At 70.0% G+C, this 16,586-nt stretch carries 13 protein-coding genes; 6 read left to right on the top strand and 7 right to left on the bottom strand.

From position 1 onward, the window contains the following. Positions 1 to 16: 16 nt before the first annotated feature. The 4 genes from ACZ7M2_RS28360 to ACZ7M2_RS28345 form a co-directional block, all read right to left on the bottom strand. Complete coding sequence (locus tag ACZ7M2_RS28360) at positions 17 to 274, bottom strand: hypothetical protein (RefSeq protein ID WP_471597668.1); 258 nt, start codon at positions 272 to 274, stop codon at positions 17 to 19. Positions 275 to 352: 78 nt separating this feature from the next. Beyond that, the gene (locus tag ACZ7M2_RS28355; protein ID WP_471597667.1) at positions 353 to 1,174 is read right to left on the bottom strand and encodes a class I SAM-dependent methyltransferase; all 822 of its coding nucleotides are present in this window, start codon (positions 1,172 to 1,174) and stop codon (positions 353 to 355) included. Between the two features lie 11 nt (positions 1,175 to 1,185). Beyond that, positions 1,186 to 2,043, bottom strand: coding sequence for a class I SAM-dependent methyltransferase (locus tag ACZ7M2_RS28350; RefSeq protein ID WP_471597666.1), 858 nt, complete (start codon positions 2,041 to 2,043; stop codon positions 1,186 to 1,188). 123 nt (positions 2,044 to 2,166) lie between these two features. Beyond that, positions 2,167 to 3,723, bottom strand: coding sequence for a hypothetical protein (locus ACZ7M2_RS28345; protein WP_471597665.1), 1,557 nt, complete (start codon positions 3,721 to 3,723; stop codon positions 2,167 to 2,169). 221 nt (positions 3,724 to 3,944) lie between these two features. Between ACZ7M2_RS28345 and ACZ7M2_RS28340 the strand changes: the two genes are divergently transcribed. Both ACZ7M2_RS28340 and ACZ7M2_RS28335 read left to right on the top strand, forming a co-directional pair. Further along, on the top strand, positions 3,945 to 4,406 hold the full coding sequence (locus tag ACZ7M2_RS28340) for a MarR family winged helix-turn-helix transcriptional regulator (RefSeq protein ID WP_471597664.1): 462 nt from the start codon (positions 3,945 to 3,947) through the stop codon (positions 4,404 to 4,406). A 104-nt stretch (positions 4,407 to 4,510) separates the two neighbouring features. Continuing rightward, complete coding sequence (locus tag ACZ7M2_RS28335) at positions 4,511 to 6,181, top strand: MFS transporter (RefSeq protein ID WP_471597825.1); 1,671 nt, start codon at positions 4,511 to 4,513, stop codon at positions 6,179 to 6,181. Positions 6,182 to 6,262: 81 nt separating this feature from the next. On the opposite strand, the gene ACZ7M2_RS28330 is transcribed toward ACZ7M2_RS28335, so the two are convergent. Continuing rightward, entirely contained in the window at positions 6,263 to 6,988 is a 726-nt protein-coding gene (locus ACZ7M2_RS28330; protein WP_471597663.1) for a GNAT family N-acetyltransferase, read from the bottom strand. A gap of 193 nt (positions 6,989 to 7,181) precedes the next feature. Between ACZ7M2_RS28330 and ACZ7M2_RS28325 the strand changes: the two genes are divergently transcribed. Both ACZ7M2_RS28325 and ACZ7M2_RS28320 read left to right on the top strand, forming a co-directional pair. Then, positions 7,182 to 9,932, top strand: a complete 2,751-nt coding sequence (locus ACZ7M2_RS28325) for a glycoside hydrolase family 2 TIM barrel-domain containing protein (RefSeq protein ID WP_471597662.1) — start codon at positions 7,182 to 7,184, stop codon at positions 9,930 to 9,932. Positions 9,933 to 10,142: 210 nt separating this feature from the next. Then, positions 10,143 to 10,931: a polysaccharide deacetylase family protein gene (locus tag ACZ7M2_RS28320; RefSeq protein ID WP_471597661.1), complete on the top strand. Its 789-nt coding sequence runs from the start codon at positions 10,143 to 10,145 to the stop codon at positions 10,929 to 10,931. Positions 10,932 to 10,971: 40 nt separating this feature from the next. Here the strand turns inward: ACZ7M2_RS28320 and ACZ7M2_RS28315 are convergent, their stop codons facing one another. Together ACZ7M2_RS28315 and ACZ7M2_RS28310 are read right to left on the bottom strand one after the other, a co-directional pair. Beyond that, on the bottom strand, positions 10,972 to 12,057 hold the full coding sequence (locus tag ACZ7M2_RS28315; protein ID WP_471597660.1) for a sugar ABC transporter substrate-binding protein: 1,086 nt from the start codon (positions 12,055 to 12,057) through the stop codon (positions 10,972 to 10,974). Further along, a complete protein-coding gene (locus tag ACZ7M2_RS28310) occupies positions 12,054 to 14,498 on the bottom strand; it encodes a SpoIIE family protein phosphatase (RefSeq protein WP_471597824.1) in 2,445 nt (814 codons plus the stop codon). Before ACZ7M2_RS28310 ends, ACZ7M2_RS28315 begins: the two co-directional genes overlap by 4 nt. 173 nt (positions 14,499 to 14,671) lie before the next feature. On the opposite strand from ACZ7M2_RS28310, the gene ACZ7M2_RS28305 reads away from it, so the two are divergent. Both ACZ7M2_RS28305 and ACZ7M2_RS28300 read left to right on the top strand, forming a co-directional pair. Beyond that, a complete protein-coding gene (locus ACZ7M2_RS28305) occupies positions 14,672 to 15,760 on the top strand; it encodes a substrate-binding domain-containing protein (RefSeq protein ID WP_471597659.1) in 1,089 nt (362 codons plus the stop codon). Between the two features lie 38 nt (positions 15,761 to 15,798). Further along, a complete protein-coding gene (locus ACZ7M2_RS28300) occupies positions 15,799 to 16,581 on the top strand; it encodes an ATP-binding cassette domain-containing protein (protein WP_471597658.1) in 783 nt (260 codons plus the stop codon). Positions 16,582 to 16,586: the final 5 nt, after the last annotated feature.

Below are 16,586 nucleotides of genomic sequence, written 5' to 3'. Positions count from 1 at the left end.
TTCCCGTGCGGTCGCGTCAGTCCTGCTCCTGGTGGGGAAGCCCTTCGCGTACGTTTCCGGAGTAATCCCGGGCGACCAGCGCGGCCGTGACGGGGCCGCGCTCCGGCAGGTCGGTCAGGTCGGGCCCGGCGATGAGGAACGTCCCTCCGGTGATGTGTGCCGCCAGGTCGGGCATGCCGTCGCGGCGCAGGACGACCGAGGCGATGTGGTCGTCTTCCAGCTCTGTGCCACCTCTCCGCGTCGCCTCACGTGGAAGGACGACGACGAGCTGCACCGTCTCGCCCGCGCCCTCCTCGACGAGCCGGCGCCCTGCTGAAGCACTTCACAACCCACCACCGTCGCCCGTCGGCTGTCACGCCCGTGCCGGCTTGCGGGCCAGTTCGTAGGCGAAGCCGACCGTCTCGGTGAGGCGGTCGTCGGCCGTGTGGCGGCTGAGTCCGGCGGTGAGTTCGGCGTCGAAGGCGGCGGCGTGGTCCGCGAGCACCGGCGGCGGCAGGAACGATGTCGACCGGATGTGCCCGGCGAGTTCACGGTTCGTCCAGTGGTGCTCGACCGAGAACTCGTGGCGTCCGGCGGGCTCGAACCCGGCACGGGACAACACGTCGTGGTCAGGGTCCCGCTGCCTCGGCTGGTCCCAGCCGGGCGGAACGCGTCCGGCCGCGCCGAGGGCGTTCCGCCATGTTCGCAGCACGCCGGCGAGCGCCCGCTGCCAGTCCTGGGAGCCCGCCCAGGGGGAGGTCGACCAGCACAGTGCGAGGCAGCCTCCTGGCCTGAGCCAGGTGTGGGCGAGTCCGGCGACCGCGGCGCGGCGGAGCCGGTGGAAGGCATTGCCGATGACGATCGACTGGAAACTGTCCGGCCCGGCGGGCAGATCCTCGGCGCCGACGGTGATCGTACGCATGTGGGCCGCGCCGACGGTGATCGCCTTGGCGCGGACCGCTTCGGTCATGCCGGGTTCGGCGTCCACGCACCACACGTCCGCGAACGAGTCGCGCAGCGGGAAGGCGAGTTGGCCGGTGCCGCATGCCAGGTCGAGCAGGCGCCCCCTTCCCGAGGGGGCTGTCCGGCGTACGAGATCGGCGATCATCACGTCGGGGTAGGGAAGCCGGAACCGGCCGTAGTATCCGGCCGTACCGCGGTAGAGATCGGGCTCGAACCTCACGTCACCGGCCATGCGACCACCCGTCAGGTAGTGGCCAACAACAGATCTTCTCCGCTCGACGGGCGAAGGCCGTCGGTCCGATCGGCGAAGTAGCGTTCGGCGAGGACGGTCCCCGGCACGTGGTGGACGTCCTTGAAGCCGGCGTGACGGGCCAGCGCCACCATCTCCTGCGGGGCATAGAAGCTGATGGACGGCGTTCCGGCCGCTTGCGCCCGTGGCTTGGTCGCCTCGAGTGCGGGGCGGTCTGCGTCATCGACGAGTTCGGCCGGCAGCATGAAGGTCATGGCGAGCGTCGAGCCCGGGGCGAGCAGGGCGAGCCGCCGCAGGGTCGCCGCGATGGCGTCTTTGGTGAGGTACATGGTGACGCCGGTGCAGGCGACGACCGTCGGCCGGCCGGGATCGAAGCCGGCGTCGGACAGTTGCTCCCACCAGTCCGCACCCGCCTCGAAGTCGACCGGCACGAGTCGCAGCCGGTCGGGGATCCCGTAGCCGAGTTCGATCAGGCGTCGGCGCTTCCAGGCCTGGGTGCCCGGCTGGTCGATCTCGAACACCCTCAGACGGGCGGCGATCTCGGGCCTGCGCTGGGCGAAGGTGTCCAGACCGGCGCCCAGCACGACGTACTGGGCGACGCCGTGGCCGGCCTGTTCGGCCACCAGGTCCTCGATGAAACGGGCTCGGGCCACGATGGCCGCCCGGAACCCGCTGGTGCCCCGCGGGTCCATGTCCGGGCGGAGCCACCATCCTTCCTCAGGTGCCGCCAGTCGCAGCCCGATCTCGTCCTCGATCACGTAGGGCGACGAGTCGACCCGCACGTGCATCGCCCGCCAGAGGGCGACGCGCACCGCGGTGCTGTCCGGCACCTCGCTCTGCTCGTCCGTCACGATGCACCTCTCCTTGCGGTCGGTCTCCGAGTCGGCCGTGGACGACCGCGACGCGGGTTCCCGGCGCACCGGCCGAGAGCGTCGCGATCAGCCGGGCCCACGCCCCTTCCACACGCCGGGGCCTCAGTAGCCGAAGCTCGTCGTGTAGGCGCACTCGGTGTAGATGTAGCCGGACCTCAGCTTGGCCGTGTCCGAGGCCGGGGACTTCCCGGTTCCGCTCCGGGCCTTGTGCACGAAGTACGTGGTGCCCGCGGGCAGTCGGATGGTCCGTTGCGGATATTTCTTCCCGCTGTCGTTGCACGGTGTGAAGCCTCGCACGAGCGTGCTGGCGAGGGAGTAGGACGAGCAACTCCCGCAGGCCTTGAGAGGGAAGCTTCCCGTCACCGGCCCCGTGTACATCACGGTGATGTCGTCGGGACTGTCGTTCTTGACGGTGACGGAGATACTGCCGCCGGATGCCGTCGTGGGCAGTCTCTTGCCCGCGGCGGGCACCGTCTGGGCGATTTCCGCCGCGATGGCGATCTTCTGGGCGCGGGCTCGGTTCGTGTGGTGCGGATGGTTCTTGACGAAGTCGTTCATCGTGGTGACGGCCTCGTCGAAGCGCCCGTCCTTGTACTGGTCCACTCCGCAGGCGTACGTACCCGAGTCCGCGGTCCTGTCGGCCCGGTCGGCGTCCTTGCCGAGGTCCGCGGCCACACCCGCCTCTTCTCCGGGCAGCGCACGGACCTGGGTACCCAGGCTGTTGAGGTGCTGGACGGCCGTGCAGGGATCGCCGCCGGCCACCTGTCTCACGGCCTTGTCGACGGCCGTTTTGACGGTCGGCTCCACCTTCGCGGCCGCCGCGGACCGCGGGAACGTCGTCAGGAGATCGCTGAAGTGCGTGGTCCAGTCCGCCTCGCCGCCGCTCAGCGACGTCGACGCGCACTCGTAGAGCGAGGTCGCCAGCCGATCGTCGGGCCAGGTGGACAGTGCTCCGAGTGCCCGCTTGCCCATGGTCCTCGGTACGGTGCGCAGGTACTTCAGGGGCGCTATGGCGTCGCAGTAGTTCTTCTGGTCGTAGGGCGCACCGACTGTGGCGTAGTACGTCTTGAGCCGGTCGGGGACCCGGGCTGCCGCGCGGGAGCCGGGATGGTCGCCGCGCAGGCCTTGATAGACCGCCAGGGCCCGGCGGTAGTCGGCCTCCGCCGTCGCGAACGGCTGTTTGCCGGCGGTCTGGACGAGCTTGTCCGCCCGCTCCAGCCGGTCCATGAGCATCGCCTCGGTGGCGTCGTCACGCGCGCCGTCGTACAGGGCGACGCCTCCGGTCGGCACGGCCAGAAGGACGACCCCGAGCGCGATCGCGAGCCAGGCGCGCGGTGGCCACACCAGACGGGTCCGCAACCCCACGACCGCACCATGAACGGCCGCGAGACCGAGGAAGACCAAGTAGGCGACAACGGCTGCGGCCGGGACGCCGTCCGGGTCCGCGGGGAGGGCCACCAAGAGCAGCAGCGCGGTCGCGACCCAGCACAGCGCCATGAGTCCCCGACGGCGCACCAGCGCGTAACCCAGGCCCAGTCCGCACAGGTTCAGCAGGGCCACCGCGGCCGCTCGGGGCCCGTCAGCCGGAGCGGGCGGCGGTGTGCTCGGCATCGGCGGTACGACAAATCCGGCGCGCGGGCCGTTGTTGTCCCAGGACATGACGGCTCCCCCAGTCAATCACGCCCGAAGTTCTATGACTTGTCAGAGTACGTTCAATCATTCGGACGCGACAGAGGGTGCGCCGCGGCAGTGCGGGCACACGGGAAGCGGAGTGTCGCCGTCGGGGATCACCTGCCGTCGCCGGGGATCGCCCGTCCGGTCATTACTAACATTTGATTGGCCAGTCCAGACTGATAAAACTATTGTTAGTACTTGTGCAGGTGGATAGAGAAGCAGGTACCGATCACCCCCACGGACCGAGCGACACCGTCCGGCTCGCCTCCGACCTTCGCCTCGCCGTGGGCCGGATGACCCGGCGACTGCGCCAGGCCCACGCCGTGGGGGACGTGTCACTCTCCGGTGTTTCGGTGCTCGCGCGGCTCGCCGCCGACGGCCCCAGTTCCCCGGGATCCCTCGCCGACCTGGAACGCGTACGGCCGCAGGCGATGGCCAGCACGCTCGCCGTACTCGAACAGCGCGGGCTCGTCGGTCGTGGCCCCGACGCGGCGGACGGGCGACGGATCATCGTGGCGATCACCGAGGAAGGACGGGCCATGCTGGCGGAGCGGCGCTCCGAGTCCGTACACCGGCTCTCGGCCGTCCTCGACGAGTTCACCCCGGAGGAGCGCGGGGCACTCGCGTCGGCCCTGCCCCTCCTCGACCGACTGGCGGAACGGCTGTGACCGCGCCCACCTCGCGCTGGACGCGCCGGAAGGACACCCCCGCGGGCCCCGGCTACAAGTGGGTCGCCCTGTCCAACACCACGCTCGGTGTGCTGATCGCCACGATGGACGCCTCCATCGTGATCATCTCGCTGCCCGCGATCTTCCGCGGGATCGGGCTCGACCCGCTCGCGCCCGGCAACATCGGCTATCTGCTCTGGATGATCCTGGGCTATCTCCTGGTGTCGGCCGTGCTCGTCGTCGTCCTCGGCCGACTCGGCGACATGTACGGCCGGGTCAAGATCTACAACCTCGGTTTCCTCATCTTCGCGTGTGCCTCCGTCGCGCTGTCCCTCGACCCCTTCCGGGCCGGCGCCGGCGCGATGTGGCTGATTCTCTGGCGCATCGTGCAGGCCTTCGGCGGCTCCATGCTCACCGCCAACTCGGCCGCGATCCTCACCGACGCCTTCCCCACCCGGCAGCGCGGCATGGCCCTCGGCATCAACCAGATCACCGCGCTCGCCGGCCAGTTCCTCGGCCTGCTCGCCGGTGGCCTCCTCGCCGCCGTCGACTGGCGCGCGGTGTTCTGGGTGAGCGTGCCGATCAGCATCACCGGGACCATCTGGTCGTACCTGAGCCTGCGCGAGACCGCGGCGGGGCGCCCCGGACGCATCGACTGGCTGGGCAACATCACCTTCGCCGCGGGCGCCGGAATCCTGCTGGCCGGCATCACCTACGGCATCCAGCCCTACGGCTCCGACGCCACCGGCTGGGGAAATCCGTGGGTGCTCAGCGGCCTGATCGGCGGCGTCGTACTGCTGCTGCTCTTCTGCTACGTCGAGTCGCGCGTCGCCGACCCCATGTTCACCCTGTCGCTGTTCAAGATACGGGCGTTCGCCGCGGGCAACCTGGCGGCGCTGCTGACCGCGATCGCACGCGGCGGGCTGCAGTTCATGCTCATCATCTGGCTGCAGGGCATCTGGCTGCCCCTGCACGGCTACGCGTTCGAGGACACCCCGCTGTGGGCGGGCATCTTCATGCTGCCGTTGACGCTCGGCTTCCTGATCGCGGGCCCTGTCTCGGGCTACCTGTCGGACCGGTTCGGCGCCCGGATGTTCTCCACGGCCGGACTGGTCGTCGTCGCGGTGTCCTTCCTCGGGCTGCTCGCGCTGCCCATCAACTTCGACTACGGGCTCTTCGCGACGCTGCTCCTGCTCAACGGGCTGGGCCAGGGCATGTTCTCCGCGCCGAACACGTCCTCGATCATGGGCAGCGTGCCGCCCGAGTACCGGGGCGTCGCCTCGGGCATGCGCTCCACGTTCCAGAACTCGGGCACCGCTCTGTCCATCGGTGTGTTCTTCTCCCTGATGGTCTCCGGACTGGCCTCATCCCTGCCCGCGGCGCTCAGCAGCGGACTCCAGGCGCACGGCGTACCGGCCGGCACCGCCGAGCACGCCGCGTCGCTACCCCCGGTGAGCACGTTGTTCGCCACGTTCCTCGGCAACAACCCCATCGGGCACCTGCTCGGATCCGGCGGTACCCTCACCCACCTCACGGCGGCCCAGCACGCCACCCTGACCGGTCACACCTTCTTCCCGCAACTGGTCTCCGGCCCGTTCCACCACGGACTGGCCATCGTCTTCAGCGTCGCCGCGGGCATGGCGCTGGTCTCCGCCCTCGCCTCGGCCCTACGCGGCGGGACGCGCCCCGCCCAGGACAACGCGCCGCAGAGCCGACCGCCCGCTGCGGCCGGCCCGGCACCGGCGGAACAGCGCCGGGACAACGCACCCTCGTAGACGCGGGTCGTCGCCCAGGCCTGGCCGTGCGACGCCGGTACGGGCGGCCCGAGAACGGCCGTCGACCGCTCCCAGGCGATCTCAACCGGCGATCTCAACGCTGAGTTGGGAGCCCAGCTCCTCGAAACCCAGTACGGCGGCGACACGCCGGGAGGCGGGAGGCCGCGCGCGCCATTGCGGCAGGAGTCCGGCAGCGAGGGCATGCTCGACCGTCGCCGAGCCCGTCACCCGTGCCAGCCCGCGTCCTCGCGCTCCCGGCGCCGTCAGCACGCCGATGTGCGCGGTCCGACTCGGCCAGGCCCGATACCCGGCAGCGGCAACCACCTGCCCATGTTCTCGGATCACGAACACGGGCGACGTGCTCTCGTCCAGTGCGGCCTCGCCGGCGTCCTCACGACCTGCCGCCCGCTCCAGCTGCCGCAGTTCGGGGTGGCCGGCCGGCAGTCGCTCCACCGTCGCCGCACCGGCTTCCACCGGACGAAAAGCCTCCGGAGACACGTAAGAAAGCGCTGCCGGCCCCAGCACCCGGGCCACGGGCAGCACCTCCCGGACCGCGACGCCATCCACGACGTCTCCCACCGGCAGACCCGCCACAGCGTCGCGAACGGTCACGGCGGCGCTCTCGCTCGGCACGGTCACGATCGCCGACCCGCCCAGGGCGACCACTACGACCCAGCCGACGGGGCACAGCCCGGACTCCGCGGAGACCACCACGTTCACACCACCCGTCGGCGCGAACGACACCGGCACCCGGGCCAGGCCCTCCCACAGCCCACGGGCTCTGACCAGCAGCAGTTCCTTCGGCATGGCCCCCATCCTGCCAGCATGCCCCAGCTCCCACGATCGTCCGGCCGAAGCCCCATGGAGCCTTCCGACGAGAGGTGCTCGTCCTTCGCCGTCTTGACTCGGCGGCTCCGCCCCTCTAGTTCTGTCATGTCTGCGACAGTTCAACATACTGACTTCTGTTCGAAATGCCGAATCACTGGGTGGGGTGGGCGACATGACGATGAAGGACCAGCGGCGCGGCGGCGGCGCTGAGAAGCGGGCCGGTGACGACGCGATCGAGGACTCGCGCGGCGCCCTGAGTGGCGACGTATCACGGCGTCGGGCTCTGCAACTGGGCACGGTCGCCGTGGGCACGGCAGCGCTCGCGTTCGACCCGCCGGCCGCAGCGGCCGATCAGGACGGTCCGGCCCGGGTCGGGTGGGCCAGGGAGTGGTCGTTCGACGAAGGGTGGCTCTTCTTCCGCGGCGACACGAGCGACGCCGCGGACCCGTCCTTCGACGACGGTTCCTGGCGGGCGCTCGACCTTCCGCACGACTGGAGCATCGAGGACCTCCCGTACGCCACCTCCACCGACGGCGCAGCGACCAGCGACCCGTCCCTCCTCGTGCTCAAGGAACCCGACCCGTCGGCGCCCGAACCTCCCCAGGTGATAGGCCCGTTCGACACGAAGAACAGTCAGAACGGCGGCTCGACCGGATACACGGTGGGCGGCATCGGCTGGTATCGCAAGCACTTCAGGGTGCCGGAGCTCGGCGGCGGTCGTTCCACGTCGGGCTTCGACGCGGGCGGGCCACAGGTCGAGCTGCGCTTCGACGGCGTCTACCAGAAGGCGGACGTCTGGCTCAACGGCGTACACCTGGGCTTCCACCCTTACGGCTACACGGCGTTCGCCTACGATCTGACCCCACACCTGAACCCGACGGGACCGAACGTACTCGCCGTCCGGGTCGACAACAGCGGCCAGAACAGCCGCTGGTACTCGGGATCGGGGATCTACCGGCATACGTGGCTCACCGTGACGGGGCCCGTGCGGATCCCGCTCTGGGGCGTTCACGTGACGACGCCCGAGGTGAGCGAGCGCCGCTCGGTCGCTCACGTGGAGGTGTCGGTCGCCAACCTCGGCGCACGGCCCGCCAGGGCGTCCGTACGGGTCACGGTCCTCGACCCGCGCGGGCACGTCGTGGCCACGCGACACGCGCCCGCACGGAGTGTCGGATCGGGCGTCACGGCCGGCTCGTCGCTCGACATCCCGATCGAGCGGGCCGCGCTGTGGTCCCCCGGCTCACCGAACCTCTACACCGCATGCGCCGAAGTGCTGGTGCGCGGCAGGGTCGTCGACACCGTCACCGTCCGGTTCGGGATCCGCTCACTGGTGTGGAACGGCCAGGTGGGCTTCCTGCTCAACGGCGAACCGCTCAAGATCACCGGTGGGTGTGTCCACCACGACCACGGGCCGATGGGGGCCGTCGCGCTCGGCCGCTCGGAGGAACGCCGGGTCGAGATCCTCCAGGCGGCCGGCTTCAACGCCCTGCGCACCGCCCACAATCCGCCGACACCCGCTCTGCTCGACGCCTGCGACCGGCTCGGCATGCTCGTGATGGACGAGTTCTTCGACGTGTGGGACACGGGCAAGAACCCCCAGGACTATTCCGTGTACTTCCCCGAATGGTGGGAGCGGGACCTGACCAGCGCGGTGCTGCGGGACCGCAACCACCCCAGCGTGGTGATCTGGTCCCTGGGAAACGAGATCACCGACAGGACGAACGGACAGCGGGGCGCACAGCTGGCGGATCGCCTGCGTTCCCTCGACCGAACCCGCCCGATCACCCTGGGCGGCGGCTCGACCTTCAGCGCGGACGATCCGTCCTGGAGTTACGTCGATGTGGGCGACGTGCACTACAACGCGAACGGCAAGGGCTACGGGCCCCTGCACGACGCCCACCCCGAGCGGGCGATGACCCAGAGCGAGGGCTTTCCCGCGACGATCCACCAGGACACGAAGTTCGTGAACGACCACACGTGGGCCGCGGGGAACTGGGTCTGGGCCGCCTGGGACTATCTCGGAGAGTCCGGGATCGGCAAGACGCCGATGGCACCCGAGGGCACGGCCGCGGGCATCGGCGACCAGGACGTCATGCCCGGATGGTCGATCGCCCGGACGCTGCACCACTCCTGGGGCGGCTTCGGCTACCCGTATCCCTACTTCCAGGGGAACTGCGGGGACCTCGATCTGATCGGCCGGCGTAAACCGCAGAACCGCTGGCGGGCGGCCGTGTCGGGCGTCAGCCCCGTGGAGATGCTGGTGGAGCGTCCGACGCTGCCGGGGACCGAGCAAGTAGCCGTCTGGTGGGGCTACTTCGACGAGTTGGCGAGCTGGACCTGGGACGTCGAGCCCGGCCGCCCGATGACGGTTCATGTCTACACGCCGGGCGACCGTGTGCGGTTGCTGCTCAACGGTGCCGAGGTCCCGGGCGGCGCCGCGACTCCCGAACGTTCCATGGCCACGTTCACCGTGCCGTACGCCCCTGGCGAGTTGACGGCGGTCGCCGGCCGCGACGGCGAGGAGATCGGCCGGACGACGCTCGGGACGGTGGGCGCTCCGGCCGCGTTGCGGCTCGTTTCGGACGTCACGGATCTCACCACGAGCCGCGACGACCTCGCGCACGTGCTCGTCGAAGTGACCGACAGCCACGGCCGTCTCGTCCCTGACGCGACGCTCGAGGTGACGTTCCGGGTACACGGCGCGGGTGAGCTCGCCGCCGTGGGCAACGGCAATCCGCACAACGTCGACAGCTTCCGGCAACCACGCCGCCACACCTGGCACGGGCAGGCACTCGCGATCCTCCGGCCCGCGAAGAGGCCGGGCCGCGTCACCCTCACCGCGAGCTCACCCGGACTGCGGCCGACGGCACTCACGCTGGCAGTCGGTCAGCAGCGAACCCACTCGGACCGAGCTCAGCCGTAGCCCGGACCGCATACCGGAAGAGGGGGCCGGGGTCACCAACACCGTGCTCGCCGCCGCTCGTTCGGAGGACTTTCCCTGCGTGGTGTCGCCGCTCTGTCTCCAAATCCCCGCGGAATTGTCCGTGATCGGTAACGGACGCATCCCCCGGCGGTCCATCGCCGTCCTCACGGGTGCACGAGATCCACAAGGACGACGAGGAGTGGGGCGGACATGTCGCGGCATGGGGGACGGGGTTGGCACGGGCGGGTTCTCGCGGCGGCGGTCGGAGTGACGGCGGCGGCTGCCGCCACCTCGATGTGGACCGCGCAGGCCAATCCCGTCGAGGGGCGGCCGGCCGGCAGCTCGGCCCACTCCGGCGCGCCGAACGCCGGGTCCGAGGCTCCCGGTGGCAAGCCGGTGTCGGTGGACATCGCCCATGCATCGGACCGCGGGACCCACGGCGTCAACATCACCATCGACGACGGACCGGACCCCACGTGGACGCCGCAGGTCCTCCAGGTGCTGCGGGACAACGGCGTGAAGGCCACCTTCTGCATGGTGGGCACCCAGGCCCAGGCCCACCCGGACCTGGTCAAGGCGGTGGTGGCCGCCGGGCACCGGCTGTGCGACCACACCGTCTCGCACGACACGACCATGGACACCAAGTCCCAGGCCTACCAGTCCCAGCAGATCCTGGACGCCGAACGCATGATCACCCAGGCCTCCGGAGGCGTCCGGCCGGAGTACTACCGCGCCCCGGGTGGCGCCTTCACCCCCTACAGCCGCCACCTCGCCGCCTCCCACGGCATGCGACCGCTCGGCTGGAACGTCGACTCCAAGGACTTCGAACACCCCGGCACGGGCGCCATCGTCGCCACCGTCAAGAGCGAGATCTCCAACGGCCCGACCATCCTCTTCCACGACGCCGGCGGGGACCGCTCGCAGACCGTGGCCGCCCTGCGTGAGGTCCTGCCCTGGCTGAAGCAGCAGGGGTACTCCTTCGGCTTCCCCGTGCGCTGAGTACCCGCCACTCGTCCTCCCAGCGGATGAGTGCGACCCTTCAGCGGGTGAGTCCGGCCCGTTCGCAGGCGGGCCGGAGCTCGGCGGTGCAGATCTCGTCGACCCTGTACATGCCGTCCTTGAGGAGCGTCGGCTTGATCTTGTCCACCGTCACCGCCCTCGGCGTGAGCAGGACTGAGGGGATGTGCCTGGTGGTGGGGCTGTCGGTCGTCGTCGTGGCGATCGCGCCGAGGTCCTCGCCGCGTCCCAGGGCGACGGCCATGGCGGCGGCCGCGGCGGCCTCCGCCTTGAAGGGTTTGTAGACCGTCATGTACTGCTCACCCCTGACGATGCGCCGCACGGCGTCGAGGTCGGCGTCCTGGCCGGTGACGGGAGGGAGGTCCTTGACCCGGGCGCTCTTGAGAGCGGCGATGACGCCCGCGGCGATGGTGTCGTTGGCCGCCAGGACGCCGTCGATCCGGTCCGGCCCCAGGGCCGCCATCGCGGCGGACATATTGGCGTGGGCGCTGTCCATGCTCCAGCCCTGGGTGTCGTACGCCCTTCCGATCTTCACCCTGCCGGAGACGACGGACAGTGCGCCGCTGCGGAACCAATCAGCGTTGGGGCTGCTCGGATCGCCGTTCATCATGACGACGTTGGCGCCGTTCGCCTTGTCACCCATGGCCTTCAGGAGCGCCTCGCCCTGGAGCCTGCCGACCTGCGCGCCGTCGAAACTGACGTAGCCCGAGATCGGGCCTTCGGCGAGCCGGTCGTAGGCGACGACCGGGACACCCGCCTCGTGCGCCTCCTGGATCGAGGAGCGCAGCGCCCTGGTGTCGGTGGCGTCGAGGATGAGGACCCTGACCCCTTTGGTGATCATGGAGCTCATCTGTTGCCGCTGCCTCATCGCGTCGTTCTGGGCGTTGGCGTAGTCCAAGGTGCAGTGGGGGCACAGTTGTTTCAGCCGCTTCTCGATCAGCGGCTTGTCGGACCGCTCCCAGCGGGGGACGGTTCGGCTCGGGAGCAGCAGGCCGACGGTGAAGCCGTCCTTGCCCCTCTTCTCTTCCACTTCTTCGCAGGCGGCCAGGCACGTCGTCATGAATCCCGCGACGAGCACCGCTACGACGTGCCGTGTACGGGTCCTCATGGCAGACCCCCTCGCTCCGTCCGGGGCCCCGCGTCCACGTGAGCCTGCTCGCAGTGCGGCACGACGAGCTCGCTCCACACCTGTTTGCCGCCGGCCACCGGCACGGAGCCGAAGGACTCCGACATCGCTTCGACGAGCAGCAGACCTCGGCCGCCGGTCGCGTCCCAGTCCACGATCACCGGCTTGGCCGGGGCACGCGGCGAGCAGTCGCTCACGCTGACCCGCACCCGGTCCCCGCGGAGCATCAGGTCGACGCGGACCGGGCCCTGAGTGTGCACGAGGCCGTTGGTGACCAGTTCCGACACGACCAGCAACGCCGCGTCGGTCACTTCTTCGACTTTCCACCGACGCAGCGCGCGTGCGGTGAAACGGCGTGCGTGCATGACGGCGTCGGGCAGCCGCCACACCGCCCAGCCGGCCCGTATCGGCCGGGTCTTCATGCCGTCGTAGCGCAGCAGCAACAGCGCCACGTCGTCCTCACGAGGGTCGAGTTCGCCGAGCAGTTCGTCGGCCATTTCTCCCGGATCCGCCGGATCAGCCGCGGCGAGCGCGCTGCGGGTCCGGTCCATACCCTCGTCCAGGGGCAGGTCGACGGCCTCGACCAGGCCGTCGGTGACCATGACGATCACCGTGCCGGGGGCCAGCGCGCAGGTGGTCATGGGGAACTCCGCGTCCGCGAGGATGCCCAGCGGGAGTCCGCCCTCGACCTGTACCTCCTCGGTCCTGCCGTCGGGATGGCGCACCAGCGGTGCGAGGTGCCCGGCCCGTACGAACAGGACGTTGCCCTCCTCCATGTCCAGCTCGGCATAGCAGCAGGTGGCGAACAGATCGGTCTCCATACCGACGAGGAGCCGGTTGGCGTGCGAGACGACCACGTCGGGCGGATGGCCCTCCACGGCGTACGCCCTGATCGCGGTGCGCATCTGGCCCATGATCGTCGCGGCTCCGGCGCTGTGTCCCTGCACGTCGCCGATGACCAGCGCCACCCGGTCCTCGGAGAGGGCTATGACGTCGTACCAGTCACCACCCACCTGCAAGCCCCGTCTGGCGGGCAGGTAGCGGGCGACGGCCGTACCGCCGGGCAGCTCGGGCAGGCGCCGGGGCAGGAGACTGCGCTGCAGCATCGTCGCGAGCTCCTGTTCGGCGTCGTGTTCGCGCGCACGTTTGAGGGCCTGTCCCACCAGCGCCGCGGTGGCGGTCAGCAGGAACCGCTCCTCGGGGACGAATTCGTGCGGCTGGTCCCAGCCGACCAGGCACACGCCGGCGACCCAGCCCTTGGCGGGGAGCGGCAGGACGGCCAGCCCTCCGGCGCCGATGCCCGCGAGTCCGGGTTCGAGGGCCGCGCCGGCGGGCCACAGATCCATTCGTCCGTCCCGCAGAGCCATCTGAAGGGTGGGCAGGGCGCTGACCGGCGCGTCGGGCCACTCCGAACGCCACTCGGAACGCCACCACTGCGGCCAGGCGGCGGGCTCGGGCGGATCGAGCACGGTGACGGCGAGCCGGTCGTCCTGCAACTCGGCGAGCACCACCCGGTCGGCGCCCAGCGGCTCGCCCAGCGCGGTGACCACCACCCGGCTGACGTCACGGACCGTTACGGCGTCGTCGAGTGCGGCAGTCAGCCACTGGATCCTGGACACGTCGTCGGCGCTCTGCCGCAGGACCGAGGTCGCCGTCACCACACCCAGGACCTGCTCCGGCCGGCCGTCGAAGTCGGCCGCCACCTGGCAGCTCAGGCTCAGCCAGCGCATCTCACCGGTCGGGTGGCGGACACGGAACTCCAGTTCCCGTCGGCCGACCGTCTGGGTGGAGGGCTCCAGGACCGACATCAGCGCGTGCATGTCCTCCGGGAGGGCATGCGCGAGCAGGGTGTCCGCCTTGCCGTCGAAGTCATCGGGCGTGATGCCGGCGAGCTCGAGCAGCGTCTCGTCCGCCTCGATCAGGCCGGTGTCCGGCGTGATGACGAAGGAGCCGACGCGCAGACTCCGCAGGGCCGGACCCAGTAGCGGCGGAACGGGCCGCCCGGTTCCTGCCCGGAGCACGGCGCCGACGGCGTCGGCGTACTGCTCCAGGAAGCGCCGTTGCTCGGCCTCGAAGCCGCCCGCCGAATCCCCCACGACGACGAGGCAGCCCAGCCGCCGGCCCTCCGTCCCGAGGGGCAGCGCGGCGAGCGAGGTCTCCGGCCGCGGGGGCGTGGGCCCGCCCGTGGAGTAGGAGGCGAGCGCATCGGGTGTCAGCCACAGTGGTCGGCCGGTGCGAAAGGTGTGCGCCGCGGGTGAATCAGCGGACAGTGGCAAACGCTCCGGCAGTCCGTACTCGCAACGGGCGCATCCGGCCGTTTCCACCAGCCGAAGCTCCTGATTCCCGGCACCGGGCAGATAGACCGCTGTCAACGCCGCCCCCACGAACGTCAGGGCCCGCTCGCTCGTGACCGCCTCCGGCACCGGAAGCGGTGAACCGGTGTCGGCGGCGTCGGCCTGGTATGCCCGTGGCTTCACACCAGAATCGTATATGGGTATCAATGGGACATATTCCTCAGCCGGTGTCACACTTACGACGTGGTCGTCCTGCCACCGGGCCCTCGCCGCGCGAGGTGAAGGACAGGGAGGTCTCTCGCATGAAGGCCTGCATCCGGGGCGCGGCCATCGTCATGGCCGCGATCTCGACGGCCGTCGCTCTCACGGCCTGCGGGCACGACGCCGGGAACAGCTCCGGCGGTGGCAAAAACCTGACGATCGGTCTGCTGCTGCCGGACGCCACCACGACTCGCTGGGAGACACAGGACACGCCGCTGCTCACGAAGAAGATCACGGAGCTGTGCCACAACTGCACGGTCGAGCACGTCAACGCCAAGGGCGATGTGGCCATCCAGCAGGAACAGATCGACTCGATGATCACCAGGGGGGTCGATGCCATCGTGCTCGTGGCCGTCGACGCCAGATCGCTCGGCGTCGCGGTCAAGAAGGCCCATGCGGCAGGTATCCCGGTCATCGCCTACGACCGTCTCTCCGAGGGCCCGATCTCCGGTTATGCCTCCTTCGACGGCGAAGAGGTCGGCAGGCTCCAGGGCAGGGCACTACTGAAGGCGATGGGCGCCGAGGCGCGCACCGGAGCGATCGTCATGCTGAACGGCGATCCCAGCGACCCCAACGCGGTGGCGTTCAAGAAGGGCGCGCTGTCCGTGCTCAACGGGAAAGTGAAGATCGGCAAGGCGTACGACATCCTGCAGTGGCGGCCGGAGAGCGCGAACCTCGACATGTCCGGTGCCATCTCCGCCCTCGGCGTCTCCACCATCCACGGGGTCTACGCCGCCAACGACGGCCTCGCCGCCGGCAGCATCTCCGCCCTCAAGGCGAACAAGGTCGCCCCACTGCCTCCCGTCACCGGGCAGGACGCCGAACTGGGAGCCCTGCGGCGCATCGTCGCAGGCGATCAGTACATGACCGTCTACAAACCCTTCCCACCCGAGGCTTCCGCCGCCGCGGCCATGGCCGTGGCCGCGGCCCGCCATGAAGACCTCGACCGGGTCGCCACGGGCAAGGTGAGGACCCGCGACGGGAGGACGGTTCCCGCCGCATTGCTCACCCCCGTGTCCGTGACCGTCGGCAACATCAAGAACACCCTGGTGAAGGACGGCGTGTACACGATCCGGCAGATCTGCACCCCTCAACTCGCGGCCGCATGCGGCAAGGCGGGGCTCACCTGACAGGCGGGTTCCGAGCAGGTCCGGGCCCCGGGAAGGAGATGGTGACCGTGCCGACTCCCCCCTTGCTGGCGCTGCGTGGCGTGTGCAAGCGCTATGGCGTCGTCGAGGTCCTCACCGACATCGACCTGGAGATCTACGCCGGCCAGGTCCTCGCTCTTCTCGGGGACAACGGGGCCGGCAAGTCCACCCTCGTCAATGTCATCTCCGGCGTCGCCCCCGCGGACAAGGGCACCATCGAGTGGGAAGGCCGGGCGGTCCCCATCAAACGCCCCCACGACGCCCGGGACCTCGGTATCGCCACCGTCTACCAGGACCTCGCGCTGTGCGGGAACCTCGATGTCGTCGGCAACCTCTTCCTCGGGCGCGAGATCCGCAGGTTCGGGTTCCTCGACGAGGTGGAGATGGAGCGCCGTACCAGTCACCTGCTGGAACGCCTGACCAAAGCTGTCCCCGATCTGCGGGTTCCCACCGTCTCACTCTCCAATGGCCAGCGGCAGACAGTCGCCATCGCCCGCTCGCTCCTCGGCAACCCGCGCGTTCTCCTCCTGGACGAACCGACCGCGGCTCTGGGATTCGAGCAGACGCGCGAGGTCCTGGACCTCGTCGACCACCTGCGCGACCGCGGCCTGGGCGTACTGCTCATCAGTCACAACATGGGCGACGTCAAAGCCCTCGCGGACCGGGCCGCCGTGCTGCGGCTCGGTCGCAACAACGGCTTCTTCGACGTGAACACCGCATCTCAGGAACAGATCATCTCCTCCATCACCGGCGCCACGGAGAACGTGCCCCACCGGATGGCCTCCCACGAGTCGGGGTGGTGAAAGGG

The organism is Streptomyces sp. NPDC111507, assembly GCF_055638955.1.
Note: the sequence above shows the minus strand (reverse complement) of the source record. Positions and strands in the feature narration are given on the sequence as shown.

Coding starts and splice junctions, on each gene's coding strand:
- ACZ7M2_RS28325 (WP_471597662.1), top strand. CDS start 7,182: ATGACGATGAAGGACCAGCGGCGCGGCGGCGGCGCTGAGAAGCGGGCC.
- ACZ7M2_RS28355 (WP_471597667.1), bottom strand. CDS start 1,174: ATGGCCGGTGACGTGAGGTTCGAGCCCGATCTCTACCGCGGTACGGCC.
- ACZ7M2_RS28345 (WP_471597665.1), bottom strand. CDS start 3,723: ATGTCCTGGGACAACAACGGCCCGCGCGCCGGATTTGTCGTACCGCCG.
- ACZ7M2_RS28335 (WP_471597825.1), top strand. CDS start 4,511: ATGGACGCCTCCATCGTGATCATCTCGCTGCCCGCGATCTTCCGCGGG.
- ACZ7M2_RS28300 (WP_471597658.1), top strand. CDS start 15,799: ATGGTGACCGTGCCGACTCCCCCCTTGCTGGCGCTGCGTGGCGTGTGC.
- ACZ7M2_RS28305 (WP_471597659.1), top strand. CDS start 14,672: ATGAAGGCCTGCATCCGGGGCGCGGCCATCGTCATGGCCGCGATCTCG.
- ACZ7M2_RS28320 (WP_471597661.1), top strand. CDS start 10,143: ATGTCGCGGCATGGGGGACGGGGTTGGCACGGGCGGGTTCTCGCGGCG.
- ACZ7M2_RS28315 (WP_471597660.1), bottom strand. CDS start 12,057: ATGAGGACCCGTACACGGCACGTCGTAGCGGTGCTCGTCGCGGGATTC.
- ACZ7M2_RS28330 (WP_471597663.1), bottom strand. CDS start 6,988: ATGCCGAAGGAACTGCTGCTGGTCAGAGCCCGTGGGCTGTGGGAGGGC.